This window comes from Vibrio sp. DNB22_10_4 (genome assembly GCF_052879755.1).
This window is the reverse complement of record NZ_JBNNXW010000009.1, coordinates 48,003-66,477: the sequence shown is the minus strand read 5'-3', so window position 1 is coordinate 66,477 and position 18,475 is coordinate 48,003. Positions and strand designations below refer to the sequence as shown.

Here is an 18,475-nt window from a genome sequence, read left to right as displayed (position 1 = left end):
CACGTTAACTGCCTCTCCACTCTTTCCACTTAAAATGGCGTTGAATTAGATGTTAACGACAGTCTAGAAGTTTAAAGTAAGCAAGCCACGTACGGCGATGGAAATTACGAGTTAGGTGTGAAGAAGATTCGCAGAGAGACGTATCAATTGCATTAAGATTTGATGCAGCCCGAAATTGCGAGCAAGACGCTTCCTTTTACTTGTTGTTACTCAAAGTAAAAGGAAGCGAATTGAAGACTACTGGATACCCAGCTCAGTTTTCAGGGTGGCAATATGGTTAAGATCCATATTGTGAACTTTAAGCATCTGTTCAATCTGGCTCAGTGATGCAGTCGCAGAATCATATCGTTCACACGAGTCTGATTTCGCATCCCATGATGTACCTTCAAGATACAAATCACAGTCTTGTTTCAACCTTTGCAGGTTCGGAGTAATTTGAGCACGTTCTTGCTCAAGCTTAGCGACTTCAGCTTTGAGCTCAGCCTCGCGCTTAAATAGCTCTTGAGACTGTTCAAACATCGAGCTTTGAATATCATTCTTGCGCACTAGCTGGGTGTTTTCGTTCTCTTGTTTTACTAATTGCTGCTTTTTGCTCGACAACTGATTTTGCAAATCGGTTTTGTCTTGTTCGAGCTTAGAAATTGTCTCCTCAAGAGCGGCGACTTGTTCTTGGTGTACCGCAACCTTCTCCTCTACGGCTTTCCGAAGTTTAAGCTGTGCTTGCGACTCTGCCATTGATAGCTGCTCAGTCAACGTTTGCTCATGATCTTCGGTTTGAGTTACGGTTTGTTGATAGCGAGATTCCAGTTCAGCGTAACGCTGCTGCCAATCATTTTGAGTCACAGAGGCGCCAATCAGACCACCAGTTGCAATACCAAGCACCGCAGCTATCCCTATATAGAGCCTAGCTCGATTGTCTTTTTGCTCGATGACAACAACGTCATCATTCTCGGCTTGTTGGTTTTGTTGTTGCTTATCCACACCTACTCCTGGGAGTGACCATTACTATCGTATTAATTCTGAAATCACCAGCGTCGTCACGTAGATCGCAAACGCTGATAAGGCAGTGACTATGACCACTTTCTGGACTTTTTCATTGGTCCGATAGCGAAACAGCATAAAGGCAAGCACGACAAGAAAAGCGATCGCTAACAGTCGAGTCATATACATCTCCTTGTATTAGGGGAAGTCCCGAAAGCCAGATAAAACACCCTTTATGCTCACTGCACAAAGCGCCACTCTACCCCACTTCAACGAGTTTTACGTCAGAAACATTTCAAATATACCAAATGGTTGACTTTGCTACCCTATTTGCTCAAATAAAATTGTAAATTTATTCATGACATCGCTATTTAAATACGCTACGATTGCGCTCACAGATTATCTAGTATCTAGATATTTGTTCCGATGAAGACTGCAGGAGAGTGGTAATTAACCAAAATTTAACGTTTGGTTAAAACTACCCGCCGAAGAAGTAAATCTTTCAGGTGCTTTATTCTGAGAAATCAGAGCTTATCAATTGATAAGGATAAAGTGAGGACTGTAGTTGGAGGAACCTCTGGAGAGAACCGTTAGATCGGTCGCCGAAGGAGCAAGCTCATTTCAATGATGAGTGAAACTCTCAGGTACAAAGGACAGAGGAGAGAATAGCAACATTGAAACACTCAATTCAGTAACTGGCGCTATGCCAGTGTTTAGCGATACGAGTAGTCCTCTTCGATCATGCCATGCTTGATTGAGCGTACTGCCCTTTCTCTCTTCTCCTTAAGTTTTGTTTTATTAAGGGGAAATCATGAACAATCTTCAATCTACATTGCAAACTATTGACTCATTCGTTTGGGGTCCACCACTGCTTATTTTGTTGGTCGGTACCGGCGTTTACTTCACATTTAAATTGGGTCTTTTACAGTTTCGCCACCTTCCGACTGCATTAAAGCTTATATTCATCAAAGACAAATCCGGCCAAGGTGATGTGTCTAGCTTCGCAGCACTGTGTACCGCACTCTCTGCCACAATTGGTACGGGTAATATCGTCGGTGTTGCAACGGCCATTAAACTTGGTGGTCCCGGCGCACTATTTTGGATGTGGCTAGCAGCGCTTTTTGGTATGGCGACCAAATACGCTGAATGTTTGCTAGCGGTTAAATACCGTAAAGTCGATGACAAAGGCCAAATGCTTGGTGGTCCTATGTACTACCTTCGAGATGGTGTGGGCTCCAAGTTTCTCGCCACCATGTTCGCAATATTTGCTCTAGGTGTAGCATGCTTTGGTATTGGTACTTTTCCGCAAGTTAATGCCATCCTAGATGCCAGCGAGATCTCCTTTGGCGTATCACGTGAGCTTTCAGCAGCAGTACTCACGCTGTTAGTCGCGTTCGTAACCCTGGGAGGCATTCAGTCAATTGCCAAGGTGGCTGGTAAAGTCGTACCAACCATGGCGGTATTCTATGTGTTGGCATGTCTTAGCGTCATCATCATGAACGCAGATAAACTTGTGGATGCGGTGCAACTTGTCGTTGTTTCAGCGTTTAGCAGTACGGCTGCAACTGGTGGCTTTGTCGGCGCGAGCATCATGCTGGCGATCCAATCAGGTATCGCTCGTGGCGTATTCTCCAATGAAAGTGGTCTTGGTAGTGCACCAATGGCAGCAGCGGCAGCGAAAACTGACAGCTGCGTACGCCAAGGGCTTATCTCGATGACAGGTACCTTTATCGATACCATCATCATTTGTACCATGACGGGTCTTGCATTGATTCTCACTGGCGCATGGCAAAGTGACTTTGCTGGCGCCGCAATGACCACACACGCGTTCGCGACCGGTCTTAACGCTGAGTACTTTGGTCCAATGCTGGTATCGATTGGTTTGATGTTCTTTGCCTTCACAACGATTCTGGGCTGGAACTATTACGGTGAGCGCTGCGTGGTATTCCTGATGGGCACGAAAGCAGTACTGCCCTACAAAATCATCTTCGTAGGTTTGGTAGCCTCTGGCGCATTCCTACATCTCGATATGATCTGGATTATCGCCGACATCGTTAATGGTCTGATGGCAATACCTAACCTGATTGGTTTAGTGCTTCTTCGTGGTGTCGTCATTGAAGAAACTAAGCTCTACTTTGCCGCGCAATCTCGCACAAACAAAGTCGCTGCAACGGCATAATTTCGTTAGATTGAACAAAAAAGGTCTGAATAATCAGACCTTTTTTTACATAAACATAATGTCGGCTATGCCATCTAACGTAGCATCAACTGCGCCGTTTAACTGTACTGCTACGCTAGACATAAACGCCGAACAAGCTGCAATCAAAGCGATAATCATAAAAACCTCCTCGCTAAGTCAGTCTTTATTTTATCTCTAGATTTCTATCGGTAGTTACCCTTTTACGCCACGACCTTGATGATCTTGGTTTCTAAACAGCACCATAACTAAAGCCGGAACCAGAATGAGTACGGGCGTAACGAATACTTGAAGCAACAACGAACCTATCCCACTGTGAGATACCACGTTTTCCAACTGAAAATACCCAAGGAGCACAATAAGGATAAGAACCAGCGATAACAGCAACTCTTTTAAACACATGGTAGATCGCGGCAGTCGAACTCGACTTGCCAGTGTAAACAGTAGCATACCCAAACAAAGTCCAAGCCAGCTTAAAAATGTTGGGAATGGCCAAACATAGCAGAGCGTCGCTGCCACTGTCGTAAGCACCAACCAGACTCGAGTTCGGGTGAATGTATACACTTCACTTACGGCCAAACTCAGCGAATGGCGTACAAAGTGCCAGCCCACTAGCGCACCCAACAAGGCGCCAGCCAACATATCAGAAAGGAATGCTCCACCACTGATAAACTGATAGAACACCAACACGACACTAACAGTTATAAACGCAGACAGGAACAAGGTTCGAAATCTCGTGTGGATCTGACTCATCACGATAGTGGAAATCGATACCCAGTTTGCAATAAGTAAATCCGGAAAACTGTACCCACTTCGATCAGTGTAATTGATAGAAGGTAAATAAGCATGGGGAACCGCAAAACCAAAACCCTGTTTAGCTACCAAAATAAACAAAGAGGTGGCAGTCACTGCGAACATCAACTGACCGGTAAAGTGACGCCCCCATAGCCAAATAAACAGAGGTAAGAACGCCATTAAAAACAGAGGCTGAACGAGAACATATAAAATTCTTCCCCCCCACACTACCATCTCTCGAATATGTAAAGGCGCTTGCATTAAGATCTCTTGAGCGCTCTCTAACCAACCTAGTTCGATCTGGTGAATCGTCGGTGCTGATTCAATGAGGTTATCGATGAACTGGATCGGTTGGTTACCAGCCGTCTCGTACATCGTTTTTACCAAAGGCCACTGTTTTGGGTAACGGTAGTCTTTTGGTGCAACAGACTTGGGCTGTATCAATGTTGCACTGCGAACTTCTACACCAAAGTGAGGAGCGAAATAGATAGGTAACTCAATCCCTTTTGAGAACTTTGTCGCTTCATAAGCAATAATTGCCGACTCAACATGACATTCAAAAAATACGGCTTGGCGGGTACGTCCAAGTTCTCTACCAACATCAACAACCAACCCTGCTTCTTCCCATGTTTCTCGTTGAGCAGTCAGGCGTGGATCTTCGTTATTTTCTATCGTTCCGCCAGGCAGCGACAACTTACCCGTGATGATCTCATCCACGAGCAACAACCGATCTTTACTTCTGACGATACACAAAGACCCGCGAATAGAAGGTGCAAGTGGTGCTAGCGGCAATGGGTTTTGACTGGCTTTAGGTACGGCTTGCCCTATCGCTCCCTTAGTAGATAGCTCGGGAGATGATACTGAAGATGCAGCGAAACTCAGATTTGCAGTAAAAAGCGCAAGCAAGCACAAAAAAAACCAATGGCTCAACAATTGAGTCACGAATAATCCTAATTTATATTTTTTTTCTAAGACAATGAATATGAGGGAAAAATCCCTGCTTTTTATAGAGATTCAACGCTGACTGATTGAAATCCCACACTTCAACCATAAGCTGCGTTGCACCGAGCTGTTCTAGGCGTATTTGCGCCTCGATAAGTAACGCCTCAGCGATACCGTGTTGTCTCCACGATGGCGTCACAAACAGCTCATCGATATTGCCGACGAAACACGGCTTGCTAATGGGTGAAGTCAGTTCACAAAATTGAGCGGTAACGAAGCCGACAATCTTTGGGTCGTCACTTTTAGTTATAGAGGATGCAGCAACAATATTTTTTGCGGTTGCAACCAACACCAAGCAATCGGGTGAATCCAAATAGCGAGCGATACTTTTTTCTTGTTGTACTTCATCCGCAGATTTGAAGTCTGTCGGTACCGCACTATGGTGGTGATTATGTAATTCAAACATTAAATCATTAAGAATATCGAGATCTTGAATAGTCGCAGAACGAAGTGAGATGCGAGGTGAAGTCATCGGTATACGCTCGATTTAGTGGTTAAACAAACAGGTCACAAATGTGCGCATAGTGTGAGGGTTTTGTCAGGGATGTGCAAATAAAAAAACCTAACAATTGGGCGCGCCCGTCAAGCTTAGGGAAATTCTCACTATACTTGGGTATATATGTAAAATTAAAAGGATTGGTTATGACACTTTCTCGTTTTTGGTTACTTGCCGCTATGCTTCCCACCGCAACCCTGAGCGCTGAACTACCGTTAAAATGCCATTTAGACACATCGGCTGATCAGTTTTGGTTCTACCAAGACCAGCTCGTCTTCAAGAGTAACCAATTTATTATTTTTCAGAACTTCAAAGGCCGTGTAGTCACTCAAGTCGACGTTAAAACTGGAAAGTTCAGCCGTACCACCCACATTGGCGAACCTTTTGTTCCAAAGTATCAAATGTTATTTGGCACATGCGAAGAACCGAACCATGTCCTAAAAATGTGGCACATGAGTTCGGTTCAAATGGACGAGAGGTAGTTTCCTAGCTCTCTAATTTACTGATTAACTCGGATGAAGCGCTTTTTCAATCTCAGATAGGCTCGAAGGATCATCTATCGTTGAAGGTACCGTGTAGGTTTCACCATCAGCGATTTGCCTAATAACGCGACGTAAGATCTTACCTGAGCGTGTTTTTGGCAGTCTGTCGACAACCAGTGCATGTTTAAAGCACGCTACAGCACCGATTTCGGAACGCACTTTACCAACAAGCTCATTTTCAAGCGCCCCACTGTCCACTTTCACGCCGTCTTTAAGCACCACAAGACCCAGTGGTAGCTGACCTTTTAAGTCATCATGGACACCCACTACGGCACATTCGGCAATCGCAGGATGACCACCAACAATCTCTTCCATTTCGCCGGTTGAGAGGCGATGCCCCGCCACATTAATCACATCATCTACCCTACCCATGATAAACAAGTAACCATCTTCATCGAGATAGCCGCCGTCACCCGAGACGTAGTAGCCTTCAAATTGACTTAGGTAACCAGAATCAAATCTATCGTGATTGCGCCATACCGTGGTTAGACAGCTTGGTGGAAGTGGGCGTTTTAGTGACACAAAACCTTGCTGATTGGCACCAACAGGCTCTCCTAACTCATTCAAGATTTCGACTTTAAAACCAGGACTTGGCATGGTTGAAGAGCCTGCTTTAATTGGCATGGACTCGAGCCCCACAGGATTCGATGAGATTGCCCATCCTGTTTCTGTCTGCCACCAGTGGTCAATCACAGGTTTGTTGGTGTGGCTTTGTACCCACTCTAAGGTTGGAGGGTCGAGTCGCTCGCCAGCCATAAAGATGCTGTCTAAGGTGCTTAAATCATACTTATTTAGCTCTAGGCCTTCAGAGTCTTCTTTTTTAATCGCTCGAAACGCAGTCGGAGCAGAAAACAGCACCTTCACCTGATACTCTTCACAAACGCGCCAAAACGCACCCGGATCTGGTGTTCGTACCGGTTTGCCTTCAAACAAGATCGACGTACAGCCATGAATCAGCGGCGCATAAACAATGTAAGAGTGCCCCACTACCCAACCAACATCGGATGCTGCCCAAAACACCCCATCAGTTGGCATGTTGTAGATGGCATTCATGGAGTATTTCATCGCCACAGCATGACCGCCATTATCGCGTACCACTCCTTTCGGTTTACCCGTTGTGCCAGAGGTATACAGTATATAAAGGGGATCGGTAGCTAATACAGGGACACAAGCATGAGGTAGAGCGCGTTCATATTGCTCTGCCCAATCAAGATCGCGCTCTTGGTTTAGCTCAGCTAAGCACTGCGGTCGTTGTAGCACCAGTACCTTATCTGGTTTCCAGCGGCTATCCATTATGGCCTGATCCACCAGCGGTTTGTATGGCAAAACCTTGTTGATCTCGATGCCACAAGACGCGGTCATAATGACCTTAGGCTCGGCATCTTCAATTCGAACTGCCAGTTCGTTGGGAGCAAAACCGCCAAATACCACAGAGTGAATTGCACCAAGACGGGCACACGCTAGCATTGCCATCGCCGCCTCTGGGATCATCGGCATATAGATAATGACCCTATCGCCTTTCATCACGCCTTGCGATGCAAGCATTCCTGCAATCTTCTCCACCTTGTCACGCATTACATTGTAGCTATAACGCTCTTTAACCCCAGTGACAGGTGAGTCGTAAATCAGCGCCGTATTATCGCCTCGACCTTGTTCACAATGATAATCTAAGGCTAACCATGCGGTATTCATGACGCCATCAGGAAACCAGCGTTCGATGCCGTTGTCGTCTTTCGCTAAGATGGTTTTCGGCGCTTCAAACCAATCAATCTTTTCCGCTTGATGCTGCCAGAAGGATTCCGGTTGTTGCTCTGCCCATTGGTACTCTTTTTGATATGCAGACATAATGCGTCCTCCAATATGTCTTAAGTAGTTTGAAACGTCGTTAATTCGCTATTTCGTCATTAAGCAAGTTTCGTCATAAAGTAAAGCATCCGACGGTACCCGAACCCAGCCTTCCATAAGGATCCGTGCACTTCGACTCATAATGGCTCTTTCGACCGTCCAGCCTTGCTCAGACTGAGAAGCCACAGCACCCACCTTGAGCGTTCCCGACGGGTGCCCAAAGGTCACTCCTTCACGAGCGCCACCGCCCGCGGCCATATTGACCACCGTACCTTCTACGCTCACAGCGCATGCGATAGCAACGGCTGCCGTTCCCATCATGGCGTGATGAAGCTTACCCATCGACATTGCTCTCACTAGTAGATCGACATCTGCCGCCTCGATGGTTTTGTCGCTTGAAGAGCGATAAGGTTTAGGTTTAGAAACAAAGGCAACTTTGGGGGTGTGCTGGCGCGTTGCCGCTTGCTCAATATCGTCAATTAATCCCATTTTTAATGCCCCATGAGCACGAATGGTTTCGAACTTTTCAAGCCAGTCAGCATCACTATTGATGTCTTCTTGCAGCTCAGTACCTTCCAGACCAAGTTCGGCAGCATCGATAAAGATCGTTGGAATGCCCGCGTTGATCATCGTGGCATTGAACACGCCAACGTCTGGCACATGAAGGTCATCGACCAGGTTCCCCGTTGGAAACATCGAGCCTCCACTACTGCTTGGGTCAACAAACTCCACTGCAATTTCAGCCGCAGGAAATGTAACGCCGTCGAGAAGGAAATCGCCCAGCTCTTGGACTTCTCCATCCACCATCGGCACTTTAGCAACAATGGTTTTCTCTATGTTGGCTTGCCAGATCTTAATCTCTGCTATGCCATTTTCAGGGAGCACGCTTGGATCGATTAAGCCACTATGAATGGCAAACGGCGCCACTGCAGCTGATAAGTTTCCACAGTTGCCGCTCCAATCGACAAACGCCTTATCAATGGCCACTTGACCGAATAAGTAATCGATGTGATGGTCAGGGCGGCTGCTTTTCGACACAATCACCGTTTTACTGGTGCTCGATGTTGCCCCTCCCATACCATCAATCTGCTTGGCATAAGGATCAGGGCTGCCGATGACACGCATCAACAGTTGGTCTCGAACAACGCCAGGCTGCTTTGCTACTACAGGTAAATCTTCGAGGCTAAAGAACACACCTTTACTCGTCCCTCCGCGCATGTACGTGGCAGGCACTTTTATTTGTTTGCTCATGCTACGTCCCCTATTTAGCGAGAAAGTCTTGTGCGAATCGCTGCAATACACCGCCAGATGAATAAACGGCAACCTCGTCTTCCGTGTCTAGTCGACAAGTCACGGCAATATCGAGCTTGTCGCCATTGGCGCGCGTGACCACTAGAGCTAAATCGCAGCCAGGAGTAATATCGCCAATGACATCGTAGGTTTCTGTGCCATCAAGGCCTAAGGTTTCTCTATCAGTACCCGCTTTGAACTGAAGCGGTAATACGCCCATACCGACGAGGTTCGTCCTGTGGATTCGCTCAAATCCCTCAGCAACGATTGCCTCGACGCCGGCTAGGCGAACCCCCTTCGCTGCCCAATCTCGTGAAGAGCCTTGTCCATAATCCGCACCGGCGACAATGATCAAAGGCTGCTGACGCTGCATGTAGATTTCAATTGCTTCCCACATGCGCGTGACCTTGCCCTCTGGTTCAATTCGAGCCAATGAACCTTGAACAACGTCGCCGTTTTCAGTAACCATTTCATTGAACAATTTCGGGTTGGCAAAGGTTGCTCGCTGAGCGGTTAAGTGATCCCCGCGATGGGTCGCATAGGAGTTGTAATCTTCCTCTGGTACGCCCATGCTGGTGAGATATTCCCCCGCAGCACTGGACGCTAAGATAGCGTTGGATGGCGACAAATGGTCAGTGGTTATATTATCTCCAAGGATAGCTAGCGGTCTCATGCCACTTAGTGTGCGAGGCTTAGCAAGTGCCCCTTCCCAATAAGGAGGTCTGCGGATATAGGTACTCATCTCCCGCCAATCGTAGAGTGGACTGGAGCTTGCCGCTTCATCATTTAGCTTGAACATTTGTAGATAGACTTGATTGAACTGTTCAGGCTTAACATGCGCATTGACGACCGCATCGATTTCGTCATCGCTCGGCCAAATATCATTGAGATAGATAGGCTTGCCTTTGTCATCGACACCCAGCGAATCTCGCTCGATATCAAAACGGATCGTTCCTGCAATCGCATAAGCAACGACGAGAGGCGGCGATGCTAGAAATGCTTGCTTCGCATAAGGGTGAATACGTCCGTCAAAGTTACGGTTGCCTGATAACACTGCGGTTGTGTACAAGTCGTTGTCGATGATTTCTTTTTGGATCTCAGGGTCAAGCGCACCACTCATGCCGTTACAGGTCGTGCACGCGTACGCAACAATGCCAAAGCCAAGCTTCTCGAGTTCTGGCAGCAATCCCGACTCTTGCAAGTAGAGCTTGGCAACCTTAGAACCCGGCGCAAACGAGGATTTCACCCAAGGCTTGCGCACTAAGCCTAACTCGTTGGCTTTTTTGGCAATCAATCCAGCAGCGACCACGTTGCGAGGGTTACTGGTATTGGTACAGGATGTGATAGCGGCAATGATTACCGCGCCATCTGGCATGGTGTCAGATTTCTGCTCCCACGTGCCTGCAATACCCTGCTCGCTCAGTTGCGCGGTGGGCAATCGGCGATGAGGGTTAGACGGCCCTGCCAAGGTGCGCTCAACGCTTGATAAATCAAACTCCAGCACGCGTTCGTATTCTGCGTTAACCAACTCATCAGCCCAAAGCCCGGTTTGTTTGGCGTATTGTTCCACCAATCTAACTTGTACATCCTCGCGGCCAGTGAGTTTTAGGTAGTTGATGGTCTGCTCGTCGATGTAAAACATACCCGCCGATGCGCCGTATTCAGGCGTCATGTTCGAGATTGTTGCACGGTCACCAATGGTTAGCTGTTTGGTGCCCTCGCCAAAAAATTCCAGATAACTAGACACCACTTTTTGACTACGCAAAAACTCCGTTAATGCGAGCACAATATCGGTCGCGGTAATACCCGGTTGACGCTCTCCTGTGAGCTTAACACCGACAATATCCGGTAAGCGCATCATTGAGGGTCTACCCAGCATGACCGTTTCTGCCTCAAGACCACCGACACCAATGGCTATCACGCCTAGCGCATCTACATGAGGCGTATGGCTGTCCGTGCCGACACAGGTATCAGGAAAAGCGACGCCGTTTTTCACTTGTACCACTGGCGATAATTTCTCAAGGTTTATCTGGTGCATAATGCCGTTGCCAGCCGGCACCACACTGACATTCTCGAACGCGGTTTTGCACCACTCAATAAAGTGGAAACGGTCTTCATTGCGGCGCTCTTCCACAGCGCGATTTTTTTCAAAAGCATCCGGGTCAAAGCCGGCATGCTCAACAGCGAGGGAGTGATCAACAATTAGCTGAGTCTCTACCACTGGGTTTACCGCAGCCGGATCGCCCCCTTGCAGTGCGATAGCATCACGTAGACCCGCTAAGTCTACCAATGCGGTCTGTCCCAAAATATCGTGGCATACCACGCGCGCTGGGTACCAAGGGAAATCTTTATCACGTTTTCGATAAATCAGCTGAGACAAGCACGCTTCTAGCTCAGACGGCTCGCAGCGGTGCACTAAGTTCTCAGCCAGTACTTTCGCCGTGTAAGGCAAGCGCTCAAAAGCGCCTGGCTCAATATCATTAACGGCCGCTTGCGCATCAAAGTAATCAAGCTGAGTGCCAAGAAGCGGTTTGCGATATTGATAATTCATAGTGTTATTCGACATATTCACATCCTTCCCTAGCACTAATCACGCGCTTCGATCGGCGTCCACTCTCTAGCCTCAGGACCATCATAATCAGCACTAGGGCGAATGATGCGGTTATTAGCACGCTGCTCATAAACGTGTGCAGCCCAGCCTGTTAAACGGCTCATTACAAAAATTGGGGTAAATAGCTTAGTTGGGATATCCATGAAGTGATAAGCAGAAGCATGGAAGAAATCCGCGTTGCAAAATAGTCCCTTCTCTCGCTTCATTACCGATTCCACACGTACTGACACACCATAGAGATAAGTATCACCGACTGCCTCTGATAGCTCTTTTGACCAGCGTTTAATTAGCGCGTTACGCGGATCGCTTTCCCTATAGATGGCATGACCAAAGCCCATGATTTTGTCTTTATTCGCAAGCATCTGCATGATGTTCGCCTCTGCTTCATCGGCAGTTCTCCAATCTTGGATCATGTCCATTGCTGCTTCGTTAGCACCACCGTGAAGTGGTCCTCGAAGCGTACCGATAGCGGCAGTGATACACGAATGAATGTCGGATAGTGTGGAAGCGCAGACTCGCGCTGCAAAGGTAGAGGCATTAAACTCATGCTCGGCGTAAAGAATGAGTGAGCAATGCATGACTTGCTTGTGAAGTGCAGATGGTGCTTTATCGGTAAGCATTTTCAAAAAGTAGCCACCGATGCAATCTTCACTTTGATCTTCGGTATCGATGCGCACGCCATCATGACTAAATCGATACCAATAACAGATGATCGCCGGAAACAACGCAAGCATTCGCTCTGTCGCTTGTTGTTGCTGGGAAAAGTCCAGCTCTTGTTCAAGATTACCCAATACCGAACAGCCAGTTCGCATCACATCCATTGGATGCGCATCGGCTGGGATTAACTCAAGCGCTTGTTTCAGTGCCTCAGGCAGACCGCGAAGCCCGACAAGGATTGTTTTGTAATCATCCAACTCCTTTTGATTGGGTAGATGTCCACGCAGCAGCAAATGCGCGACTTCTTCGAACTGGGCATTGTTTGCAAGATCGGTAATGTCATAACCTCGATAGGTTAACCCGGTTCCAGATTGACCTACAGTACATAGCGATGTGGTACCTGCACTTTGGCCTCGTAGACCTGCTCCACCAATGGCTGAATTTGGCATATTGAACTCCTTTTCCCGCATGTCGCCCTTTCTGGGTCTTTTATAGCGGCGTTTCGTTATTGGATTAAATGTGTCTTTCTAATTTTTGGCGTTTCGATTTTTAACGGACAAATCAAGATTTGTTGTCAGCAAACAGCTGATCCAATTTGTCTTCGTAACTGTGATAATTCAGGTGATCATAGAGCTCTGCGCGAGTTTGCATTTGCGATGTCAACGCTTCTTGATTGCCCTCGGTGAGCAAGTGCTGGTAAACGTTCTCTGCAGCTTTGTTCATCGCTCTAAAGGCTGACAATGGGTAGAGAACCATATCCACACCGACACTGGCGAGTTCTTCGCAACCAAATAATGGCGTCTGCCCAAACTCAGTGATGTTGGCAAGAATAGGTACATCTTTACCCGTCGCGCTTGAAAGTGCTGATTTGAATTGTTTGTAGTGATCGAGTGAAGTCATCGCTTCAGGGAAGATCATATCTGCGCCCGCTTCCACACACGTAATAGCTCGCTCAATGGCTTTATCCATTCCCTCTACGGCAAGTGCATCCGTACGCGCCATGATGACAAAGCTTGGGTCGGTTTTGGCATCTACCGCGGCTTTTACGCGATCAACCATCTCTTGTTGCGTAACAATCGCCTTGTTAGGTCTATGGCCACAGCGCTTTTGTGCCACTTGGTCTTCAATATGAACGGCGGCTGCTCCGGCTTTTTCCATTGCTTTGATAGTGCGAGCAATGTTGAAGGCGCCGCCAAAGCCTGTGTCAATGTCCACCAGCAGTGGCAAATCACAAGCATTGGTAATCCTCTCTACATCGACTAACACATCGTTGAGCGTCGTAATGCCAAGGTCTGGCAAGCCGTAAGAAGCGTTAGCAATACCGCCACCAGAGAGATAAATAGCTTGATGACCAACATTTTTCGCCATCATCGCGCAGTACGGGTTTACTGTACCGACAACTTGAAGCGGGTTGCCTTTAGTGACGGCGTCACGAAATCTTTGTCCCGGGGATAATCGTTGACCTAGTGAAGATGACATACGTGTCTCCTTGTCCTTTTGTTTTTATGTGCTCATGGCTTTCTATCTAAGTCAGGCACATCGATATTCACGTTATTTGATTTAGATTTTGTTCTATTAAAGCTTTGCTTCTGGAGATGTGTCTTCTCATCAATAGCTCGGCCAGTTCTTGGTCACGGTTTTTAATCGCATCCAAGATAAATAAGTGCTCTTTCAATGCCGCCTCTGGTCTTGATTGGGTTCGTGGCGACTGATAACGGTACATTCGAAGCAAGTGGTATAGCTCATTGCAAAGCAAATGAACCAGTTGGCTATTTTGACTCGCCTTAATGATTCGATAATGAAAGTCAAAATCACCGTGCTGATGAAAGTAAGAGGCGCCAGCGACTTCATCAATATGCTCGGAGTGGCGAGCCAATAAGCCTTCTAGCTCCGCTACTTCTTCATCACTAATATGTGCAGCTGCTAGGCGAGCCGCCATACCTTCCAACGCTTCTCGAACCGAATACAGCTCAACGAGTTTTTGCTGACTCAGTGTGATAACTCGCGCTCCTACATGAGGGATTCGCTCAATCAGCCCCAACCCTTCGAGTCTCATGATCGCTTCTCTAAGCGGGCCTCGGCTGACCTCAAATCGCTTAGCAAGCTCTGGCTCAGAGATCTTACTGCCAGACTCAATTCGCCCTTCGACGATTTCCTCTATTAGTTGCTCTGTTAAATTTTCGGATTTCGTTGCCTCTTTAGAAGCGGCCACATCACCGATCGCAAACTCTGCACTCATCTCTACACTTACCCACTCGCTCAACAATATTGTTGACAATAAATAGTAACTGATGACTATTTAAGCAACTCGGCGTCTAAATATCAATCATATTGTCGACAATGTAGACTAATGTCTAACGTTAACGTCAAGCTGTGAACTTTATGAACAAAATTGAGCTAATGCACTTTATCCTCAATATCGACGCTTTATTGAAGAGTCATTAACAATTACGTAACCTTTCGACTAACCCAAAGAGGTCACGCCAGATCCCTCCAAGCTGGCAGACAATAAAGTCAACATAAGGAACGTGAACATGTTTAACGTATTGAAACCTACCCTCGCGGCGTCTATCGTCGCTGCTACTCTCTCTTTTGGCAGCTATGCTGCGGATCTGGATAAGATTCACTTCTTGATCCCTGGCGGCGCTGGTGGTGGTTGGGATATGACCGCACGTGGCACGGGTGATGTGTTAGTGAAAGCAGAGATTGTCGACAATGTCTCTTTCCAAAACTTATCCGGTGGTGGTGGCGGCAAAGCCATTGCTCACTTAATTGAAACTGCAGAGCGTCAAGAAGATACCTTGATGGTTAATTCCACCCCGATTGTGGTTCGCTCACTCACTGGTGTATTCCCACAGTCTTTCCGCGATCTAACACCTGTTGCTGCGACTATTGCTGACTACGGTGCGATTGTCGCGCATGCGGATTCTCCCTATAACACGTGGGAAGATGTGGTCGCTGACTTCAAAGAAAACCCACGTAAAGTCAAAATCGCTGGTGGCTCGGCACGAGGTAGTATGGATCACTTAGTTGTCGCTGCTGCGTTTAAAGGCGAAGGTTTTGATGCTAAGAAAGTTCGTTACATCGCTTATGATGCAGGCGGTAAAGCCATGGCTGCGCTACTTTCTGGCGAAACACAGTTGTTGTCTACCGGTCTTGGTGAAGTGCTTGAGATGTCTAAGTCTGGACAAGTAAAGGTACTTGCCGTTACTGCTCCCAAACGCCTTGAAGCAGCTCCAGACATTCCAACGCTAACGGAATATGGTAACGAAACCGTATTTGCTAACTGGCGTGGTTTCTTCGCCGCACCTGGCGCAAGTGAAGAAAAAGTCAAAGAGTGGAACGCTGCGCTGACCAAAATGTACAGCACCGATGAATGGGCAATAGTACGTGACCGCAATGGTTGGATTGATAACTACAAACCTGATCAAGACTTCTACAAATTCCTAGAAGACCAAGAGAAGCAAATGGGTGCGCTCATGACTGAGCTTGGTTTCCTTAATAACTAACAGTAACGGAGGGGTTCGCCCCTCCTCGATTCAAATACGTTACGTATATTCAACGTACACCAATTTTCGCCGTATATAAGCGACAATCTCGACTCCTTCAATTCTGGATTGTTCACGTTAGTAGTACTGACCCCTTAATCTCCTGGGGAAAGATTTATTCGGGTAAACGCTCTTTGTCCTGAGGCAATTTGCCCACTTGGTCGCCGCTCATCGACCCTTATATACGGTCTTTTCTTTATTCACTATTTGGAGTGAGTTATGTCCAATTTCACCTCTAAGCTGTTCACGAAAGAGAACTTGCTGTCTCGTGATCGTGTAGGTGCGATGATATTTTTGATCCTGTGTTTGTGCTACGGCTACCAAACATCGCTGATCCCAATGTTTCCAGGTGACGAATACGAACCCTTCACCGCACGTACCTTGCCTACTATCTTAACGTTTGTCGGCGTTGGCCTCTCTATTTTACTGCTGATTACCGGCCAGCCAGACAAAAAAAATGCTGACGAGCAACGCTTCAACTGGAAACTACTCATTGGCTTTTTAGTCTTGATGGCTGGATACGGGTTGGGATTAACCTATCTGGGATTTGTACTCGCGACAAGCTTCTTCCTTTTGGCAGGGTTCTATCTGTTGGGCGAGCGTCGCAAAGCAGTATTGTTTGGCGCTTCATTCCCTTTTGTTATCGCATTTTATCTATTACTCACTCAAGGTTTGGAAATCTACCTTGAGCCCGGGCTCATCTTTACGATCTGGTAGGACACCATTATGTTAGACGGAATTTTACAAGGCCTTTCCACGGCCGTGATGCCAATGAACATCATGATGGTGATCGTTGGCTGTTTTGTCGGTACCTTTATCGGCATGCTCCCAGGACTCGGCCCGATTTCAGCTATCGCGCTGATGATCCCTATCACATACGGACTTGACCCTTCATCGGGACTCATTCTCATGGCAGGCGTGTATTATGGCGCCGTTTTTGGCGGTTCAACCTCCTCCATTTTGATTAATGCCCCTGGCTGTTCGTCGACAGTGGTCACTGCTTTCGATGGCTATCCTATGGCGCAAAAAGGTCAAGCGGGTAAAGCATTGGCGCTTGCTGCTTACTCCTCATTCACGGGTGGTACATTATCCGCCATTATGTTGCTGTTTGCTGCTCCAGCATTGGCAAAAGTCTCTCTGAGTTTTCAGTCTTCCGACTATTTTGCACTGATGCTGCTTGGTCTATCTGCCGTTGCAGCGTTCGCTGGCAAAGGCCAAGTGCTGAAAGCTTGGATGATGGTGGTACTCGGACTGATGCTGTCTACAGTGGGGATCGACAAAGGCGTTGGCGTTGAGCGTTTTACCTTTGGTCTGACTGATCTTATGGATGGTTTTAGCTTCCTGTTGCTCGCAATGGCGACATTTGCGCTTGGCGAAACCTTGATGGGTATCCTAAAGCCAGAACAAGATACACGCCAAGATGAACAGAATAAGCTCAGTGACATCGGTAGCATGAAAATTACCAAAGAAGAGGTCAAAGAAGTCGCGCCTGTTTCTATTCGCTCATCTATTCTTGGCTTCTTTACAGGCGTCCTTCCGGGTGCTGGTGCAACAATCGCTGCGTTTCTCTCATACGGTATGGAGCGTAACCTTGCGCCAAAAGAGAAACGTGAAGAGTTTGGTAAAGGCAGTATTCGCGGCTTAGTCGCTCCCGAATCGGCCAACAATGCGGCATCAAGTGGCTCGTTTGTACCGCTGCTGACACTTGGTATTCCTGGGTCAGGCACTACCGCAATTATGCTGGGTGCACTGATCGCTTATGGTATTCAACCTGGCCCACGATTGTTTGTAGAACACCCCGATGTCTTCTGGTCAGTCATCATTTCGATGTACTTTGGTAACATTGTGCTAGTGATTTTGAATCTACCTTTGATTCCTTATATCTCTAAGCTGTTAGCGGTTCCAAGAACCGTGCTGCTTCCAATGATTTTGTTCTTCTCTATCACTGGTGTTTATCTCGTTTCATTCAACACTATGGATGTCTTTATCATGCTGTTGATTGCAATGGGTGCAATAGCACTAAGACTGGCTAACTTCCCGCTTGCCCCGCTACTGCTCGGCTTTATCCTTGGTGGCTTGATGGAAGAGAACCTTCGACGTGCGCTTATGATTAGTGATGGTGAGCTTGGCTTCTTATGGGAACGTCCTATTACGATGACGTTTACGGTGTTAGCTGTGCTGGTGTTAATCGGGCCGTCCATTTTCTCGTTGATGAAGAAGTGGTTCTATCAACCGAAGAAGGTTGAGTCTTAATGGGGCTGTTTCTCTCTTCTTTAAGCGATGCGAAGCGAGCCTTTAGCTCCTCCCCTTAATAAGGGGAGGCTGGGAGGGGTGCTCTTTTGCTCAGTAGTTTTTCTTAGTGACAAAACAAAGTGCCTAAGAGCACCCCCTCTAACTCCCCCGGCTACGCGCCCCGTTATTAAGGGGGAGAACCAAAAAACGCACAAACCGGGCACATCGTTTACAAAATTAACCAAGAACATCCTTTACGAGCGATGTACAACCCACCAA

At 47.2% G+C, this 18,475-nt stretch carries 15 protein-coding genes and 1 riboswitch; of the genes, 5 read left to right on the top strand and 10 right to left on the bottom strand.

Annotation, left to right across the window (positions count from 1 at the left end; genetic code table 11):
• Positions 1-237 precede the first annotated feature (237 nt).
• On the bottom strand, positions 238-981 hold the full coding sequence (locus tag ACVA6Q_RS18235; RefSeq protein ID WP_446648460.1) for a chromosome partitioning protein ParA: 744 nt from the start codon (positions 979-981) through the stop codon (positions 238-240).
• A 24-nt stretch (positions 982-1,005) separates the two neighbouring features.
• Positions 1,006-1,164, bottom strand: a complete 159-nt coding sequence (locus ACVA6Q_RS18230; RefSeq protein ID WP_042501352.1) for a hypothetical protein — start codon at positions 1,162-1,164, stop codon at positions 1,006-1,008.
• A gap of 384 nt (positions 1,165-1,548) precedes the next feature.
• Positions 1,549-1,648: riboswitch (glycine riboswitch) on the top strand.
• 144 nt (positions 1,649-1,792) lie between these two features.
• On the opposite strand from ACVA6Q_RS18230, the gene ACVA6Q_RS18225 reads away from it, so the two are divergent.
• Entirely contained in the window at positions 1,793-3,160 is a 1,368-nt protein-coding gene (locus ACVA6Q_RS18225) for an alanine/glycine:cation symporter family protein (protein ID WP_446648459.1), read from the top strand.
• A gap of 213 nt (positions 3,161-3,373) precedes the next feature.
• Here ACVA6Q_RS18225 and ACVA6Q_RS18220 read toward each other — a convergent pair whose 3' ends face one another.
• A complete protein-coding gene (locus ACVA6Q_RS18220) occupies positions 3,374-4,915 on the bottom strand; it encodes a bifunctional NUDIX hydrolase/phosphatase PAP2 family protein (RefSeq protein WP_446648458.1) in 1,542 nt (513 codons plus the stop codon).
• A 13-nt stretch (positions 4,916-4,928) separates the two neighbouring features.
• The gene (locus ACVA6Q_RS18215; protein ID WP_418642195.1) at positions 4,929-5,447 is read right to left on the bottom strand and encodes a GNAT family N-acetyltransferase; all 519 of its coding nucleotides are present in this window, start codon (positions 5,445-5,447) and stop codon (positions 4,929-4,931) included.
• A 170-nt stretch (positions 5,448-5,617) separates the two neighbouring features.
• On the opposite strand from ACVA6Q_RS18215, the gene ACVA6Q_RS18210 reads away from it, so the two are divergent.
• Positions 5,618-5,953, top strand: a complete 336-nt coding sequence (locus ACVA6Q_RS18210) for a hypothetical protein (protein ID WP_353496262.1) — start codon at positions 5,618-5,620, stop codon at positions 5,951-5,953.
• A gap of 24 nt (positions 5,954-5,977) precedes the next feature.
• Here ACVA6Q_RS18210 and ACVA6Q_RS18205 read toward each other — a convergent pair whose 3' ends face one another.
• From ACVA6Q_RS18205 to ACVA6Q_RS18180, 6 genes are all read right to left on the bottom strand, one after another.
• Complete coding sequence (locus ACVA6Q_RS18205; RefSeq protein WP_446648457.1) at positions 5,978-7,858, bottom strand: propionyl-CoA synthetase; 1,881 nt, start codon at positions 7,856-7,858, stop codon at positions 5,978-5,980.
• 48 nt (positions 7,859-7,906) lie between these two features.
• Positions 7,907-9,109 carry a 2-methylaconitate cis-trans isomerase PrpF gene (gene prpF, locus ACVA6Q_RS18200; RefSeq protein WP_446648456.1) on the bottom strand — a complete coding sequence of 401 codons (1,203 nt, stop codon included), beginning with the start codon at positions 9,107-9,109 and terminating at the stop codon, positions 7,907-7,909.
• A 10-nt stretch (positions 9,110-9,119) separates the two neighbouring features.
• The gene (gene acnD / locus ACVA6Q_RS18195; protein ID WP_446648455.1) at positions 9,120-11,714 is read right to left on the bottom strand and encodes a Fe/S-dependent 2-methylisocitrate dehydratase AcnD; all 2,595 of its coding nucleotides are present in this window, start codon (positions 11,712-11,714) and stop codon (positions 9,120-9,122) included.
• Between the two features lie 20 nt (positions 11,715-11,734).
• Positions 11,735-12,865 carry a bifunctional 2-methylcitrate synthase/citrate synthase gene (gene prpC / locus ACVA6Q_RS18190; RefSeq protein WP_446648454.1) on the bottom strand — a complete coding sequence of 377 codons (1,131 nt, stop codon included), beginning with the start codon at positions 12,863-12,865 and terminating at the stop codon, positions 11,735-11,737.
• A gap of 112 nt (positions 12,866-12,977) precedes the next feature.
• Positions 12,978-13,895, bottom strand: a complete 918-nt coding sequence (gene prpB / locus ACVA6Q_RS18185; protein ID WP_446648453.1) for a methylisocitrate lyase — start codon at positions 13,893-13,895, stop codon at positions 12,978-12,980.
• 67 nt (positions 13,896-13,962) lie between these two features.
• Positions 13,963-14,655: a GntR family transcriptional regulator gene (locus ACVA6Q_RS18180; RefSeq protein WP_446648452.1), complete on the bottom strand. Its 693-nt coding sequence runs from the start codon at positions 14,653-14,655 to the stop codon at positions 13,963-13,965.
• 295 nt (positions 14,656-14,950) lie between these two features.
• On the opposite strand from ACVA6Q_RS18180, the gene ACVA6Q_RS18175 reads away from it, so the two are divergent.
• The 3 genes from ACVA6Q_RS18175 (at position 14,951) to ACVA6Q_RS18165 (ending at position 18,217) form a co-directional block, all read left to right on the top strand.
• Entirely contained in the window at positions 14,951-15,925 is a 975-nt protein-coding gene (locus tag ACVA6Q_RS18175) for a tripartite tricarboxylate transporter substrate binding protein (protein WP_446648451.1), read from the top strand.
• A 258-nt stretch (positions 15,926-16,183) separates the two neighbouring features.
• Positions 16,184-16,681, top strand: a complete 498-nt coding sequence (locus tag ACVA6Q_RS18170; RefSeq protein WP_353496270.1) for a tripartite tricarboxylate transporter TctB family protein — start codon at positions 16,184-16,186, stop codon at positions 16,679-16,681.
• 9 nt (positions 16,682-16,690) lie between these two features.
• Positions 16,691-18,217 carry a tripartite tricarboxylate transporter permease gene (locus ACVA6Q_RS18165; RefSeq protein WP_446648450.1) on the top strand — a complete coding sequence of 509 codons (1,527 nt, stop codon included), beginning with the start codon at positions 16,691-16,693 and terminating at the stop codon, positions 18,215-18,217.
• Positions 18,218-18,475 lie beyond the last annotated feature (258 nt).